Here is a 15,907-nt window from a genome sequence, read left to right on the forward strand (position 1 = left end):
TTCCCTCTTTTTCGGATAGTCGCTGAAAAGATTCTATAAAATCAAATCAGTGTTATCCGATTTTATCAGACTATTTAAAAAATTTCAAAGGGAAAATTAATAAAAAATGATAAAACATAGAAATTATTTATTCATTTCAAAAATAAATATCCATAAACCGCTCGAACAATCAATTTTCAACGAATATACGGTAAATATATTCTAATTTTTGATTTTATAAAAATAACATGAAATTTACATCACTATGTTATGTGAATTTTGCATTAAAAAGTATTCATAAATTTTATGAATTGGACTTTTACAAGTGTTACTCTGCAGATAATTCACTTTCTTTTAACCACTTATGATTTGCTACTGTTTCTCCCGTAGTAGATGTGAAATTTACCATATAAACTGTTGTATCTTCCACTGTATCAATAACACCAGTTGCACCTAGCATGCCTGGTTCGTGATCAGCATTAATGACTACTTCTGCACCTTGGTCAAGAGTTTCTTCTCCATATCCCTTTATTTCTTCTTTAATAACCCATTTATGATTTTCTTGAAATTCATTTCCATTTGTCGGCGTATAGGAAACTGAATAAACAGTTGTATCGTAAGCCCCTACAATTGTTGCTTCAGATCCAAGCATTCCCTCCATATGATCTCCTTTAATAGTAGCTTTACTGCCGACTGGAAATTTAGGGTTTTCAGCTTCTTTTAATCCCTCTGGAACATCACCTGTACTTGAGTGATTCGGGAGTGCTGTATCCCCATCCTCATGTTTATCCATTTCTTCATTGTTATTTGTGACAGTTGTCCCAGTTTCCGACGTATCACCATTGTTCGTATCATTCCAGCCGCAAGCTGTTAGCAAAATAGTTGCAAAGAGTGAAGTTATTAGCAACAATAATTTGTTCTTCATCATATGCCTCCTAAAGTTTTTTGAACAAAATCAGTTCAACTTTTACTTTAAGGATTGACCTTAAACTATTTTCTATTCATAAAGTTAGTCCAAATTAAAGATGCTTTTTTGAATAAAAAAGAAGCTAAATGAATAGCTTCCTAATAGTTTGATGATAAAAGGTTAAAATTATCTTTACTTATCTAGCCTTGCTCTTTGTAATCTTAGTGCGTTTAGGACTACTGATACAGAACTAAATGCCATTGCAGCGCCCGCTACCCAAGGAGCAAGGAATCCAGCAGCTGCAATTGGAATTCCTATGATATTGTAACCAAATGCCCAGAATAAATTTTGTTTAATATTAATCATTGTCTTATGACTCATGATGATAGCATCTGCAATACTGTTTAAGTCACCACGGATTAAAGTGATGTCTGCTGCTTCCATAGCAACATCTGTACCTGTTCCGATTGCCATTCCTATATCTGCTACAGCTAATGCAGGTGCATCATTAATTCCATCGCCAACCATGGCAACCTTCTTACCTGTTGACTGAAGTTTCTTTACTTCTTCCGCTTTTCCTTCTGGTAAAACTTCAGCTATTGTTTGTCCAATTCCAACTTGAGCAGCAATGGCTTTTGCAGTTCTCTCGTTGTCACCTGTCATCATAATAACTTCTATGTTCATTTCTTGAAGACGTTTTATTGCTTTTTTTGAAGTTTCTTTGATTGTATCAGAGACAGCCACTAAACCCGCATATTGACCATTTATACTTGCTAACATTGTTGTTTTCCCGTTGGCTTCTAATTCTTCCATCATGTTCAATATTGAAGTAATATCAATATTGTTTTGATTCATTAATTGGCGAGTACCTACTACAACTGCTTTTTGATTTACAATTCCTTTTACTCCATAACCAGGAATTGCCTCAAATTCTTTAACATCTCTTAGTTCTATTCCACGTTCTAGTATTCCTCGAACAATTGCTTGGGCAAGAGGATGTTCTGATTGTTTTTCAACAGATCCAATAAAAGAAAGAAATAATCTTTCACTGATATGTTCCTCTGCATAAACATCTGTTAATTCAGGTTTCCCCTTCGTAACAGTTCCAGTTTTATCTAGCACAACAGTGTTTATATGCTGTGTTTGTTCTAGATACTCCCCACCTTTAAATAAAATTCCTAATTCAGCTGCTCGGCCTGAACCAGCCATAATTGAAGTAGGAGTTGCTAAACCAAGTGCACATGGACAAGCAATTACAAGAACTGAAATTAAAGCTTCCAGTGCAGAGCTAAATTCTCCAGGTGTAATAAATACAAGCCAGATAATATAAGTAATAATTGCAATTCCTATAACGATTGGAACGAATATACCTGAAATTTTGTCAGCAAGTCGTTGAATAGGAGCTTTTGAGCCTTGTGCATCTTCCACTACCTTTATAATTTGAGATAGAGCTGTATCTCTACCAACCTTTGTAGCAGTCATCTTTACAAAACCATTTTTGTTAATTGTTGATCCATAGACTAACGAGCCGACTGTTTTATCAATTGGAAGACTTTCACCTGTTAACATCGATTCATCGACAGCTGTATTCCCTTCTACAATTACACCATCTACTGGGATTTTTTCACCGGGTTTTACTAAAATCGTATCTCCGATAATTACTTCTTCCAGTGGGACTTCTTTTTCTATCCCGCCCCGAACAACTAAAGCTGTTTTCGCTTGTAGTCCCACTAATTTCTTAATTGCTTCAGATGAACGTCCTTTTGCTTTCGCTTCAAATAACTTTCCTAAAAGAATTAAGGTAATCAGAACTGCGCTTGTTTCAAAATAAAGCTGCGCATGATGATGTTCACCAGATAGAATCGTTTGAAACACACTATAAAAATAAGCAGCAGAAGTTCCGATAACAACGAGGACATCCATGTTGGCGCTTTGATTTCTCAATGCTTTAAAAGCACCTACATAAAACTGCCACCCTATAATAAATTGTACTGGTGTTGCTAATATCATTTGAACCCAAGGATTCATTAAAATAGCTGGAACGTAAATAAAAGAAGTAAAAGAGAAATGACCAACCATTGTCCATAAAAGCGGCAAAGACAAAATCGCTGAAATAATGAATTTTTGTTTTTGTTTTTGAATTGCTTTTTCACGGAAATCTACTGTATCTTGCTCATTTTCCTTTAAATGTGCAAGATAACCTAATTTCTCTACTCTTCCCACAATGTCCGCGACGGAAACTTGAGATGGATAATATTCTACAGTGGCATGTTCAAGCGCTAAGTTAACATTTGCTAGCGTTACGCCCTCCATTTTATTGAGTCCTTTTTCTATTCGATTGGCACAAGCAGCACACGTCATTCCTGTTATAGCAAATTCCTTTTTATCTTTTACAACACCGTAGCCTAATGCTTCAATTTTCTTTTCAAATTCTTGTTGACTTACCTTCTCAGGATTATACTTTATAACAGATTTCTCTAAAGCTAGGTTGACGTTAGCTTCTTCAACTCCATCAATTTTGTTTAATCCCTTTTCTATCCGATTTGCACAGGCTGCACATGTCATTCCGGTAATTTGTAGACTCGTTTCTTTTACTTCATTACTCATTATTTCACCTCTCCCCATATACCTGCATAGGGTATTTAAAAAATGTGAAAGAGAGTGCTTTTTAAGCACTCTTTCGCTCAATATATAAAATGGCTGTTACTATACTACATCATAGCCTTGATCATCGATTGTTTCTTTAATTTCATCTAATGTTACTTTATCATGATCAAATGCAATGTTCACTTTTCCAGCTTCTAAGTTTATCTTTACTTGTTCAACACCTTGTAATGAACCAACACTTCCTTCAATAGCTTTTACACAATGGCCACAAGACATTCCTTTAACGTTTAGTGTTACATTTTCCATAGTTTATTCTCCTTTATAATTAAGTTTAATAGATACTATACAGGGGTATATTTTTTGTAAAAAAAATTATTATTTTTATCTTCTCATTAGTTTTTGAATAGTTATTAATAATTCATCGAGCACCTCTTCATCCCCTTCAGCTAAACGGTCAACAACGCAGCCTTTTAAATGTCCTTGCAGCAGAACTTTTGCTACGCTATTTAAAGCTGATTGAGTTGCCGCAAGTTGAGTGATGATATCATCGCAGTAGACATCTCTTTCAACCATGCCTTTAATCCCGCGAATTTGACCTTCGATTCGATTTAAACGAGTCGTTAAATCTTTCTTAACATGCTCTGGATGATGACTTTTTCTGCATGATTCCAATTCGAATTTTTCGTCGTTTATTTTATCCAGTTTCACCAACCTCCATTCGGTATTCACATTATAAGATACCCATATAGGGTATGTAAATAATACTGTATTTTATAAATAAAAAAATTTATCATACTAAAGTTATTAGTATGATGCTCTCCCGTAATTGAATATATCAATAAAAATTATTGTAGTTTATTGCCTATGCACTGCTACCTATATTGCATATGTTGTTTTGATAACATAATTAAAAGGAGAGAAACTATGGATCCTCGTTTGGCACAACTTCTTCAATTGACAAGTTTATATGGTACATTAGCTAAGTTTTATGAGCATATTGATCCAGAGAAGCACATTTATTTTTATAAAAAACATTTTATGTATGAGAAACAGCTTGTCCAATTATATTGGTCTTTGCACCATGAGTCATAATAGTTATTTTATGCAATATTATAAATGTTTAGTAGTAAATTTTTAATTTTACCCACTAAAAAAGCGTCTCCTACTGGAAACGCTTTTTATTGTATAAAAATTATTCATCATCTTCCATTATTTCATCAAAGGCAGCGGAAACTTTGTCAAATTCCTCATCGCTTTCGATAGCACTAAAGTCGCCCTCATCGTCAACTTTCAAAAAGAAAACGTCAATATCTTCTTCCGTTTCTTCTTTTAAATCTTCTACAAAGCTCACAGCAACATACTCTGTTCCTTCAATATTTATCGAAGCTAATACTTCTACCTCTAACTCCTCTTCATTGTCGTCTGTAATTGTGAAAACCTCGCCTACTTCAATTTTTTCCATGAGCTATTCTCCTTTGAAAAGTATCATATTTCAACATATTATTTTATTTCCATTGTGCAATTGAATCATACAATAAAAAAATTAATTTAAAATCAAGTTCCGCAAAATGTACGATACAGAATATTTGATGGCTCAGGAAGCTTGCAGTAATCATCTTGCTCTGCTGAATATGCATAAGGGTTGGATAGAACTTTTAATAATTGCTCCATCACACTAAAATCACCTTTTTCAACCGCTGCTTCTAATGCCTCTTCAACACGATGATTGCGAGGAATAACGGATGGATTGCTATCCTTCATCAACTGTATAGAATCTTCTTTAGATTGCTGCTGCCTCGCCATTCTTGCTTGCCATTTTTCAAACCATTGATTGAATTCTTCCTTGCCATAAAATGGACTATCCTCGAGTTCATTAAGTGTTAACGCCCGGAATGTATTCGTATAATCTGCTTTATATTGTTGCATCAAATTAAGCAGTGCATCGATTAGGTTTTTATCCTCTTCTTCTTCATCAAACAACCCTAACTTTGATCGCATTCCAGCAAGCCAATAATCTTCATATAACCCCATATATTTCGATATTTCATTTTGGGCTAGTTCAAGAGCTTGGTCTTCATCTTCATGAAGAAGAGGAATGAGTGATTCAGCAAAGCGGGCTAAATTCCACCCTCCAATTATTGGCTGATTTCCATATGCATACCGCCCATGAGTATCAATCGAACTAAATACTGTGGCAGGATCATAAGTATCCATGAAGGCGCACGGACCGTAATCAATTGTTTCCCCACTTATTGTCATATTATCGGTATTCATTACACCATGAATAAAACCAACAAGCTGCCATTTTGCAATTAAATCTGCTTGCCGCTTAATAACTTCCTGAAGTAAACGAAGATAGCGGTTATCACTATTGGGAATTGAAGAGTAGTGACGCAAAATTGTATAGTGAGCCAATACCTGTAGATCTTCAAAGCTTCCCCAATTCGCAACGTATTGGAATGTTCCAACTCGAATATGGCTTGAAGCAACTCTCGTTAAAATAGCTCCTGGCAACTCTGTTTCACGAATAATTGTATTGCCAGTTGTGACAACAGCTAAACTACGTGTAGTTGGTATACCTAATGCATACATTGCTTCACTAATAATATATTCTCGCAGCATTGGACCAAGTGAAGCTCGACCATCTCCGCCTCGAGAAAAAGGTGTACGACCTGAACCTTTTAATTGAATATCAAATCGCTCACCTTTTGGAGTAATTTGCTCGCCATATAGCAAAGCTCGACCATCCCCGAGCATTGTAAAATGGCCAAATTGATGGCCCGCATATGCTTGTGCTAGAGGCTGTGCTCCTTCTGGTGCAGTATTACCTGCAAGTATTTCAACACCTTTTTCGCTTTGCAATTTATCAATGTCTAATCCAAGATCTTCGGCTAACGTTTTATTTAATTTAATTAACTTCGGTAAACTTACAGGGTTTAATTCTACATTAGCGTAAAAAGAGTTTGGTAGACGTGCATAGCTATTATCAAAATTCCATCCTATTCCCATGTTGTCCCTCTTCTCTTTATTTAAATTATCAGCTCATTGACGCGTTTTACCTTCCCTCGAAAACGAAAAAACTTGTTAGTTCAGATATTTCGGCGTACTAGTGTCAACATGGACGTAAAAAGTACTTTTGGGGATAAGCGACAGCCCTTAGTTCTCAAACATGTAAGTTTTGTCGATTATCACAAGGATAAAGGCTATGCGCAGTAAAGGATTCTTAAGTTTTTCTAAGTTATTTTCTACCTTTGCCTGGGAATTATACTTTATGCATGAAACTGTATTTGTGCCTTGCCTTTGGAAAATCCTGTAATTACAAAACAAGCAGTAAATGCAACAAAAGTTACCATAATAGCAAGGAATAATCCAAGCGCTCTCATAAATGTATCATCACCTGGAAAATATGGCTCGATCGTTACATACTTGTAAAGAAAAATTACTGTTAATATTAAATAAAAGCTGCTTCCTATCGCTGCCATTTTTAGACGATCTTTTCTCTTACCTTGCCAAGATTTGTTGATTATGCTCCATAATACAAGACTTGTAATCACTGCAACAGCCATTACAATTAAATGAACATAAGGAATTAAGAAGGCCATTAATATGTAAAGTACTAAACAAGTTAGAAAAAAGAGAAGTCCATTCATGAAAAATAAAAAGAGACCCGAAATCCAAAAGTTTTGAAACCAACTTGTATTTTTTAGTACCATTCCAAATTTATTATTTTCTCCAAGAAAACTGACAACAGATGATTTAAAAAATAAAATTAGCACTACCCCTATTAGGCCTAATAAAAATATTAATGTCAATTAAGTAACCTCCAATTAAATTAATACAATTAATATAAACGACTATTCTAATTGGAAGTTTCCCCCTGTAATACAAGCTATATTTCTATAATTATTTAGTAAGTTTTTATAGTAAATAATTCTCATTACATCCTCCCTTAATTTAAAACGTTTTCATTTTAACAATTTTTTTAACTACACACTTTTTTCATAACTTTTATGGTAATATATTTTCTTATTAAAATACTTTAGAAAGAGGGACATCATGAACGAAACAATTCAAAAACCTCAAGAGAAGTTAAGTTTATTTCATTTAACTTGGCCGATTTTTTTAGAGGTTTTCTTATTTATGTTGATGGGTCTTGCTGATACCTTTATGCTCAGTGCGGTTTCAGATGACGCGGTATCTGGTGTGGGGACAGCTAATCAATATATACACATTGCAATATTAATTTTGGAAGTTGTCGGAAACGGTGCGGCAATTGTTGTCTCTCAATATCTTGGATCTCGCCGATTTTTTGAAGCAGCTAGAATTTCAGCGCTGGCAGTAACACTAAATTTGTGCGTTGGTCTTATTATGTCTGCTGTTTTTATTTTATCAGCCAACCAGCTTATGGTAATGATGAATTTGCAAGGACCAGTACTTGAACATGCACAACACTATTTAATTATTGTAGGTGGAGGTCTCTTTTTACAAGCCATCATCAACTCACTAGCCGCAATTATTCGTGTACACGGTTGGACAAAACAAACAATGTACGTATCACTTGGAATGAATGTGATTCATGTAGTCGGAAACTATATTTTAATTTTCGGTTCATTTGGTGCACCAGAGCTAGGAGTACAAGGTGCAGCTATTTCTTCAGTAGCTAGCCGATTAATTGCTGTATTTATTTTCTTCTGGCTTTTATATCAAGTGTTGGAGATTAAAATCAAGTTTGAATATTATTTTACGTTCTCAAAAGAGTATGTGCGTAAAATTTTATCTATCGGTTTACCAAGTGCCTTTGAACAAATTTTGTATCAACTATGTCAAATTATTTTCTTGTACTATGTGACGTATCTTGGAGCAGAGGCATTAGCTGCCCGACAATACGCAAATAATATTTCAATGTTTACTTATCTATTTGCAATTGCAATCGGAATGGGTACATCCATTATCGTCGGCCGCCTTGTTGGTTCAGGGGAAAAAGATCTGGCTTACAAACAGTTATGGTTTAGTGTAAGAATTGCAATTGTTATTACTATCGCAATGGCCTCACTCGTTACAATTTTCCGTGAACAACTGATAGGCCTTTTTACAACAAATCCAGAAGTAATAAAGTTCGGTGTTTCAGTATTAGTATTAAGTCTATTACTTGAAACAGGGCGTACTATTAATATCACAATTATTAATACATTACGTGCTACAGGAGATGCTCGCTTCCCTGTTAAAATCGGATTCCTATCTATGGTCTGTATGAGCGTTCCACTAGGATACCTTCTAGTGTTCGTTTTAGATATGGGATTAGTTGGTGTTTGGCTGGCAATCGCCGCTGATGAATGGACTCGTGCAATCATTGTTTTATTTAGATGGAGAAGTCGAAAATGGGAACGCTTTGCTCTAGTCTCTCCAAAAAATGACAATGAAGCTGTGCAGGCCTAGTTAATATAAAATGTATAGTTCTCTTTCTTTTTAAATACTACGAACCCCAAAATTCTTTTGATTTTTTGGGGTTTTTATTTTCTTCTTCCCTTCCAAGACATAAAATACATAAAAGGCTAGAAATCTCCTACTCTCATCGATTGTTCTATTTTATTCAATTCTTTCACTATATTTGGTTTATCAAAATAATTTAGAAATATTTGTGTTGCTTCAGTTAAATATCGCTCCTTGAGCCACATAAGGATAGATTCAGAGTAAAACTTTGTATCTGAAAATTGATATGCTTTTAAATTTTGATTTGGAAACTGCTTTAGAACGGATTGTGGTAAAATTGTTGCGCCAATACCCGCATCTACCATAGCGATTATTGTTAATATGTTATTACTTTCAACAACCAAGTTCGGAGTAAATTGATGACGCTCACAATGTTCCAATACTTTCTCATAAAGGCCATATCCGGTATCTCTTTTAAGTAACATTAGAGGAAATTGCTCAATTTTCCTAAAAGGAATTTCAAATGATGGCAAATTTAATTCCCATGAAGCAGGCATTATAAAAACAAAATCTTGTTTTTCAAGAGGAATATATTCAAAGACACCTTCATCGACTGGAAGATTAAGAATAACTAAATCTATTTCTCTAGCATCCATTCTCGTAAAAAGCTGATTGCCGTCAGTATGAACAATTTTAATTTTTATATTCGGATAATCTCTGCAAAACTGTTTAATTCGTTCAAATAAAATAGAAGACTGAAAGATTGCACTATAGAAAATAGATACTGCTAATGTTATTTGCCCTTTTACCCCCTTTCCCAATTCAGTCATTTCCGTTTTCATTTCATCGTATAAATTGATAATTTTCTTCACTCGTTCATATAAAATCTTGCCATGGGGAGTTAAATCAAGCTTCCTTCCTCTTCTTTCAAACAACTCAATTCCAAGAGTTTCTTCAATAATCTTCATTTGCTGACTAAGAGGAGGCTGTGAAATATGCAACCGTTTTGCTGCTTTGGACATATTTACATCTTCTTCAACTATAACCATAAAATTTTTTAAATGTTTCAAATCCATTCCACCACCCCTTCGCGTCATATTTATTAACATAAAAATAACCTTAAAGTATCTAATAATCAATTTTTTTGTACTTATTATTTGAATTTCAAATAGATTTTATTTGAAATTAAGATTTTCAAAATAAAACATGCTATGTTACCTTTTAATCATGTTATAAAAACTAACATAAAGGAGAGGGCGATTATGGAAGGGCGATTTAAGTTGGAAATAGTAAATAACACAAAAATTTTTAAAAAGAATGGAAAAGAATTCATCGCTTTGCGGGATGTCACACTTCAAATTCCAGAAGGACGCTTTGTTAGCATTATTGGTCCAAGTGGTTGTGGAAAGTCTACACTGTTCAACATTATTGCAGGTTTGATTAAACCCACTATGGGGCAGGTGCTGCTTGATGAAAAAAATATTATTGGAGAGAACGGTCATGTAGGATACATGCTGCAAAAAGACTTATTACTTCCTTGGCGGACAATTCTAGAAAACGTTATTTTAGGGTTAGAAGTAAAAGGATATAAAAAGTCTGAAAGCGAAGCGAAGGCCCTTCCATTAATGCACAAATATGGCCTTAAAGGATTTGAAAAGCACTATCCAAGAGAATTATCTGGTGGTATGAAGCAACGTGCAGCTCTACTTAGAACAGTATTATACGATTCCGATATTATTTTGCTTGACGAACCATTTGGTGCACTCGATGCTCAAACACGTTTAGTCATGCAAAATTGGTTGCTTCAAATCTGGACGGATTTAAAGAAAACCGTTTTATTTGTAACACATGATATTGATGAAGCAATTTACCTCTCAGATGATATTTATGTATTATCACCTAGACCTGGTCGTTTAAAAACGAAAGTAACAGTTAATTTACCTAGACATCGCAGCGAAGAAACTATGGCCTCAAAAGAATTTGTTGAATTAAAACAACTTTTATTGAATTTGTTAAAAGACGAAGAAAATGATTCAAAGATTGTTTAATAAAACATCAGGTCAACTAATCCACGGCTGTTTGTATTGATTTTTTAAAAGGAGGTAATTTTTTATGAAAAATTCTGCTGAAATTATAACTGATAAAACATTATTTCAAAAGTCAGCACCTGTTTCAACTGTTGTCATTAAAGATGAAGAAGAAATAAAAAAGAAGATGAAGCAAGCAACAATAGTAGGACAAGTAATACTCGGAGTAGGAATTATTGTACTTTGGGAGTTGCTTACTCGCTTTGGAATTTTAGATACCTATTATTGGAGCAGCCCGATCATCATTGTTCAAACGACTTGGATTGCATTAACTGAAGGTACACTTTTGTTTGACATCGTTTATACGTCTGGCTCCACGATTATCGGTTTTATTCTAGGCACTATTATTGGAGCGTGTATTGGTCTTTCATTTTGGTGGTCCCCTCTTTACTCCCGCATCTCAGAACCATATTTAGTAGCGTTTAACTCGATTCCAAAATTGGCGCTTGCCCCTGTTCTTGTCATCTTACTTGGTATCGGATTTGGCTCAAAAGTAATGCTCGCATTTTTAATGGTTGTTATCGTTACTGCACTTGCTGCATTTAGCGGTGTGAAAGCAATAGATTATGATTTAGAAAACCTACTTTTCTCTTTAGGTGCTAAAAAACATCAAGTGTTCACTAAAGTTGTAATCCCATCTTCTATGCCTTGGATTATTAGTAGCTTAAAGATCAATATTGCACTTGCTCTTGCCGGTGCAATTGTTGGAGAGTTTATTGCCTCAAGACACGGTGTAGGCCGCATGATTTTATATGCTGGTCAAATTATGGATACGAATCTCGTTTGGGTCGGTGTTGTTGCGTTATCTATCCTATCAACGCTAATGTATGTGGCAACAGTTTACTTAGAAAAGCTATTAACAAGAGGCAACTAATTTCAATATTTAAAGGGGGAAATCCTATGAAGAAACTAAAGAAATCATTAATTGGTGTATTATCTCTCTTTCTACTTCTAAGTTTAGCAGCATGCTCTTCAACACAATCAGAAGAAGTGGAAAAATTAGTCATTGCTGAACCTGTACATTCCATCGGCTACTTACCACTCTACGCTGCAGTCCATGAAGGATATTTTGAAGAAGCCGGATTAGATGTTGAAATCATTACTGCAACTGGCGGCGCCCATGTAACAACCGTTGTAAGTGGTGAAGCTTGGGGAAATATTGGAGGGCCAGAATCCAATCAAATGGCAAATAACGGAAGCTCAGATCCAATTGTTTCTGTTGTCAACGTCGTTAACCGCGCGAATGTTTACTTAATGGCAGCAACTGAACTAAACTACCAGCCAACTACAGAGCCAGCAACACTAAAATCATATTTTGAAGGAAAAACAATTGCCGCAGGTCGATATGGTGGAAGTTTAAACCTACTAACTAGGTGGCTCTTAATGGAGGTTGGTTTAGATCCGTCAACAGATGTAAAGCTTGAAGAACCCGCTGACCCAGCTGCCGTTGTTTCATTGGTTCAAAATGGTGCGGCAGATATTGCAAACGGCTCAGAACCGCAAATAAAAAGTGGACTTGATTTAGGAATTTGGAATGAGCCTTTCTATAAATTTACAGATTTAGGCGACTATCCGTATTCAGTTATTAGTGTTAAAAAGTCGACTATTGATGAGGACCCTGAAACAGTACAAGCATTTGTAGACGCTATCGTAAAAGGATTAGAGCTAGTTGCAAAAAATCCAGAAAAAGCAATGGAAGTATTAAAAGCAGAGTTCCCTACTACAGAAGAAGCTAGCTTACAAGCTGCCCTTGACCGTGCTTATGAAGATAATTTATGGAGTGAGGATGGCTTCATTAGTGAAGAATCTGTTGAAAGAGTATTTGATGTTGTAGAAAAAACCGGTATTTATACTGATGGCTATGTATATCAAGAATTAATCGATATGCAATTTGTAAATAAAGAATAACTATGAGGAGGAAGTTTTTATGAATGAAATAAATTCTCTATCGTTACAAAAAACAGCATTAATTGTTGTTGATGTACAAAATGATTTTTGTGATCAAAATGGTGCATTAGGCAAGCAAGGGGCAGATACGTCTATGGTCAAAGAGATGATTCTCAATTTGCAAAATTTAATCCACTCTGCTCGCGAATTAAATCTGCCAATTATTTTTATTCAAACAATTCATGAAGATGCGACTGATTCAGAAGCATGGGTATCTAGAGGAAATACAAAAAATGTTGAACATAACCAAGTATGCCGCAAAAATACCTGGGGGGCAGATTTCCATGTAGTTGCCCCACTTGAAACTGAGACGATTGTTATCAAACATCGATATAGTGCGTTTTATAATACACGACTCGATTCCATTTTAAGAACTTTTGGAATCAATAATTTACTTTTTACAGGAGTGGCAACAAATGTATGTGTCGACAGTACAGCAAGAGATGGCTTTATGAGGGATTATCATATCACAATGATTTCGGATTGTTGTGCTGCTTATTCCGAACAAGCCCACTTAGCGGCATTACAAAACATAGATTCACATTTCGGAAGAGTAGCTACATCAAACGAAATTATCGAGGAATTAAAAAGCAATAAAACTTCATTCATTCGAATTTAAATACAAGAAGGTTGTCCAATCAATCATTTGAAAGTATTGGACGACCTTCTCTAAATTAATAGCTTTAATTGCATTGCGCCTGCATAGTTAGTTTCGTCGTTAAGGAGGCAAACAATGAAGAACAGCTCAAATCCAGCAATGTATGAAACGATGATTCCAAATCGGAAAACATCAGAAATTTCAACGATTGCCATTTTATTAGCCGTTATCCCAGGATCGTTCTTATCCCATTTTTCCGCTGGTCTAGTGAACATTGCGCTAACTGATATTACAAACGATTTTCAAATTTCTCTAAGTCTTTCTCAATGGATTGTAACTGCTTATTTATTAAGTGTAATGATTTTTCTGCCGATTATGGGAAAGCTTTCAGACCAATTTGGACGGAAAACAATCCATAACTCAGGGTATATTTTTTTTGGCATTGGTGTACTTTTTTCATTTTTGTCTCATTCAATCATCTATTTACTACTATCAAGAATTTTACAAGGAATTGGAGCCGCAATGCTGCAATCTGTCAATATGGTGATTATTACAGAAAATGTCCCCACCGAAAAAAGAGTAAAAGCTTTAGGGTTAATTGGAACTTCGGTAGGAATTGGAGGGTTGCTTGGAGCACCTGTTGGCGGAATTTTAATTAATTGGTTTTCATGGAACACCCTTTTTTTGATTCAATTACCTTTTGTACTATGTGCCTTAATCGTTGCGATTCACTTTATTCCTAGTGACCCTAGAGGCACCAAAATTCGATTTGATTTTATCGGTGCATCATTATTCGCATTTTCAATTACTCTTATCGTCTTTGTCTTAAGTCAAATTGGTGAAGGTATCTTCCATTTAAAGCAAGTTGTAATCGTAGGTATTGGATTACTTAGTCTTTTCACTTTTATTAGATGGATAAAGCGCTATCATTCCCCATTTATAGAGCTTTCTATTTTTAAACATCCGATTGTTAAGATTGGATCATGTATTATTATTGGCAGCTATGCAGCGTGTTTTGCGACAATCGTTGTTCTCCCCTTTTATTTAAGAGGAGTATTAGAATATTCAACTACAGCTTCCGGCTTATTGCTAATGATATATCCGCTATTCCTTTCCTTCTTCGGCCCAATTAGCGGAGCAATATCTGCAAGAATAGGTTCTTATAAAGTTGTTCAGATTGCACTTTTATTTATGATTGCTGCATTTACCTTCTTTGCATTTCTTAATATGGATTCACCAATGTGGACAATAATTGTTATACTAGCTGTTTTAGGAATTTCAATGGGGCTTTTAACCTCCCCTAATTATGATTTAATAATGGAAAATATCCCAGCAGCATTTTTAGGAAGCATCGGTGGTACCATTGCACTGCTGCGCAATTTAGGTATGGTTGTCGGTACTGCACTCGGAATTTCCATCGTTAATTTTTCAGCAATTGTTCCTGTGACAAAATGGTTAACATTAGATAATATCGAGGAACAGATAAGTATTTTAAATGGATTTACAAATGTTTTTATACTGTTCATTTGTATTCTTGTCGTTTTATTCATACAACTAAAGATAGTTGGTAGGAAAATCCCTTCATAACAAAAACCCTTCAAGCCAGAAAATTTTAGGTTTGAAGGGTTTTATAATTAATCGTTTGTTTACCGATTCATCGGTTTTATTCTAAATATAAATTGCGACAACAAATTCGCTCGTTTTTCTGAAACTATTAACTTGTTTAATACGTATAACTACTAATACAACCTACATTGGAGAGATAAAAAATGTATGAATATAAATTTGTAAGAATTGAACTTAATTTTTGGGGTAATAATCCAAAAGATGATTATCAAGATATTATTATCGAACATGGGAAAGAAGGATGGAGATTTGTCCAAATTTTCGCTCCACCAACTAAAGGATATGGTGCTGCTGCATATTTTGAAGTCATTTTTGAAAGACCCATCAATCAATGAAGAAGCGTGTTTTAAAACGGAATCGGACTTAAGCATAGGTCTTTCACTCAATACCAATACGTATAAATTGCTGCTTTTTTTCGATAATTTTTCATTTCATTTATTGCTAAACTATTTTCTAATTAAGCTACCGGGGGTGTCTTATTTTAATAAAAAAGGTTCTATGTCAAATGTTGGGGTGAAGTGATATTACACGGCACCCCGATTATCCTAAATGAACCCCAATTTTCTTATATAAATTATTTAATAAAATTTTCGCTTTAAAGTGTTATAGCTTCTAAAACCATAAGCATTGCGCTTCAAAACTTTTGATTTATTATTAATTCCTTCTAAAAAACCATTTGAATATCCAAAACTTAAACTATTTAAAATTTCAACTTGCCAATTTTTT

At 34.7% G+C, this 15,907-nt stretch carries 16 protein-coding genes and 1 pseudogene; 8 read left to right on the plus strand and 9 right to left on the minus strand.

The genetic code is table 11. From position 1 onward, the window contains the following. Positions 1 to 307: 307 nt before the first annotated feature. The 4 genes from EKG35_RS14430 to EKG35_RS14445 all read right to left on the minus strand — a co-directional run bounded on the left by EKG35_RS14430 (position 308) and on the right by EKG35_RS14445 (position 4,201). The gene (locus tag EKG35_RS14430) at positions 308 to 907 is read right to left on the minus strand and encodes a YdhK family protein (RefSeq protein WP_185807770.1); all 600 of its coding nucleotides are present in this window, start codon (positions 905 to 907) and stop codon (positions 308 to 310) included. Between the two features lie 171 nt (positions 908 to 1,078). Further along, complete coding sequence (locus tag EKG35_RS14435) at positions 1,079 to 3,493, minus strand: heavy metal translocating P-type ATPase (protein WP_126295259.1); 2,415 nt, start codon at positions 3,491 to 3,493, stop codon at positions 1,079 to 1,081. A gap of 99 nt (positions 3,494 to 3,592) precedes the next feature. After that, positions 3,593 to 3,799, minus strand: coding sequence for a copper chaperone CopZ (gene copZ, locus EKG35_RS14440; RefSeq protein WP_126295260.1), 207 nt, complete (start codon positions 3,797 to 3,799; stop codon positions 3,593 to 3,595). A gap of 75 nt (positions 3,800 to 3,874) precedes the next feature. Next, on the minus strand, positions 3,875 to 4,201 hold the full coding sequence (locus EKG35_RS14445) for a metal-sensing transcriptional repressor (protein ID WP_421664551.1): 327 nt from the start codon (positions 4,199 to 4,201) through the stop codon (positions 3,875 to 3,877). Between the two features lie 216 nt (positions 4,202 to 4,417). Between EKG35_RS14445 and EKG35_RS21025 the strand changes: the two genes are divergently transcribed. Continuing rightward, positions 4,418 to 4,585, plus strand: coding sequence for a hypothetical protein (locus tag EKG35_RS21025; RefSeq protein WP_185807771.1), 168 nt, complete (start codon positions 4,418 to 4,420; stop codon positions 4,583 to 4,585). 100 nt (positions 4,586 to 4,685) lie between these two features. Here EKG35_RS21025 and EKG35_RS14450 read toward each other — a convergent pair whose 3' ends face one another. The 3 genes from EKG35_RS14450 to EKG35_RS14460 all read right to left on the minus strand — a co-directional run bounded on the left by EKG35_RS14450 (position 4,686) and on the right by EKG35_RS14460 (position 7,305). Then, a complete protein-coding gene (locus EKG35_RS14450; protein WP_126295261.1) occupies positions 4,686 to 4,955 on the minus strand; it encodes a DUF1292 domain-containing protein in 270 nt (89 codons plus the stop codon). A gap of 92 nt (positions 4,956 to 5,047) precedes the next feature. Next, the gene (locus tag EKG35_RS14455) at positions 5,048 to 6,502 is read right to left on the minus strand and encodes a protein adenylyltransferase SelO (RefSeq protein WP_126295262.1); all 1,455 of its coding nucleotides are present in this window, start codon (positions 6,500 to 6,502) and stop codon (positions 5,048 to 5,050) included. A gap of 260 nt (positions 6,503 to 6,762) precedes the next feature. Continuing rightward, positions 6,763 to 7,305 (minus strand): hypothetical protein, encoded by a 543-nt coding sequence (locus tag EKG35_RS14460; RefSeq protein ID WP_126295263.1) that lies wholly within the window; start codon positions 7,303 to 7,305, stop codon positions 6,763 to 6,765. Between the two features lie 244 nt (positions 7,306 to 7,549). On the opposite strand from EKG35_RS14460, the gene EKG35_RS14465 reads away from it, so the two are divergent. Continuing rightward, positions 7,550 to 8,929, plus strand: a complete 1,380-nt coding sequence (locus EKG35_RS14465; RefSeq protein ID WP_126295264.1) for an MATE family efflux transporter — start codon at positions 7,550 to 7,552, stop codon at positions 8,927 to 8,929. A gap of 116 nt (positions 8,930 to 9,045) precedes the next feature. On the opposite strand, the gene EKG35_RS14470 is transcribed toward EKG35_RS14465, so the two are convergent. Further along, positions 9,046 to 9,999, minus strand: a complete 954-nt coding sequence (locus EKG35_RS14470; RefSeq protein ID WP_185807772.1) for a LysR family transcriptional regulator — start codon at positions 9,997 to 9,999, stop codon at positions 9,046 to 9,048. Between the two features lie 186 nt (positions 10,000 to 10,185). On the opposite strand from EKG35_RS14470, the gene EKG35_RS14475 reads away from it, so the two are divergent. The 6 genes from EKG35_RS14475 (at position 10,186) to EKG35_RS14500 (ending at position 15,516) form a co-directional block, all read left to right on the plus strand. Then, positions 10,186 to 10,971: an ABC transporter ATP-binding protein gene (locus EKG35_RS14475; RefSeq protein WP_126295266.1), complete on the plus strand. Its 786-nt coding sequence runs from the start codon at positions 10,186 to 10,188 to the stop codon at positions 10,969 to 10,971. Between the two features lie 166 nt (positions 10,972 to 11,137). After that, positions 11,138 to 11,884, plus strand: a complete 747-nt coding sequence (locus tag EKG35_RS14480) for an ABC transporter permease (RefSeq protein WP_410799423.1) — start codon at positions 11,138 to 11,140, stop codon at positions 11,882 to 11,884. A gap of 26 nt (positions 11,885 to 11,910) precedes the next feature. Continuing rightward, complete coding sequence (locus EKG35_RS14485; protein WP_126295268.1) at positions 11,911 to 12,918, plus strand: ABC transporter substrate-binding protein; 1,008 nt, start codon at positions 11,911 to 11,913, stop codon at positions 12,916 to 12,918. Positions 12,919 to 12,937: 19 nt separating this feature from the next. Further along, a complete protein-coding gene (locus EKG35_RS14490; protein WP_126295269.1) occupies positions 12,938 to 13,576 on the plus strand; it encodes a cysteine hydrolase family protein in 639 nt (212 codons plus the stop codon). 114 nt (positions 13,577 to 13,690) lie between these two features. Continuing rightward, a complete protein-coding gene (locus EKG35_RS14495; protein WP_126295270.1) occupies positions 13,691 to 15,142 on the plus strand; it encodes an MFS transporter in 1,452 nt (483 codons plus the stop codon). Positions 15,143 to 15,324: 182 nt separating this feature from the next. Next, positions 15,325 to 15,516 carry a DUF4177 domain-containing protein gene (locus tag EKG35_RS14500; protein WP_126295271.1) on the plus strand — a complete coding sequence of 64 codons (192 nt, stop codon included), beginning with the start codon at positions 15,325 to 15,327 and terminating at the stop codon, positions 15,514 to 15,516. 205 nt (positions 15,517 to 15,721) lie between these two features. Here the strand turns inward: EKG35_RS14500 and EKG35_RS14505 are convergent. Further along, a pseudogene (locus EKG35_RS14505) lies at positions 15,722 to 15,907 on the minus strand (transposase); the annotation flags it as partial.

This window comes from Lysinibacillus telephonicus (assembly GCF_003966145.1).
Lineage (GTDB): Bacteria > Bacillota > Bacilli > Bacillales_A > Planococcaceae > Ureibacillus > Ureibacillus telephonicus.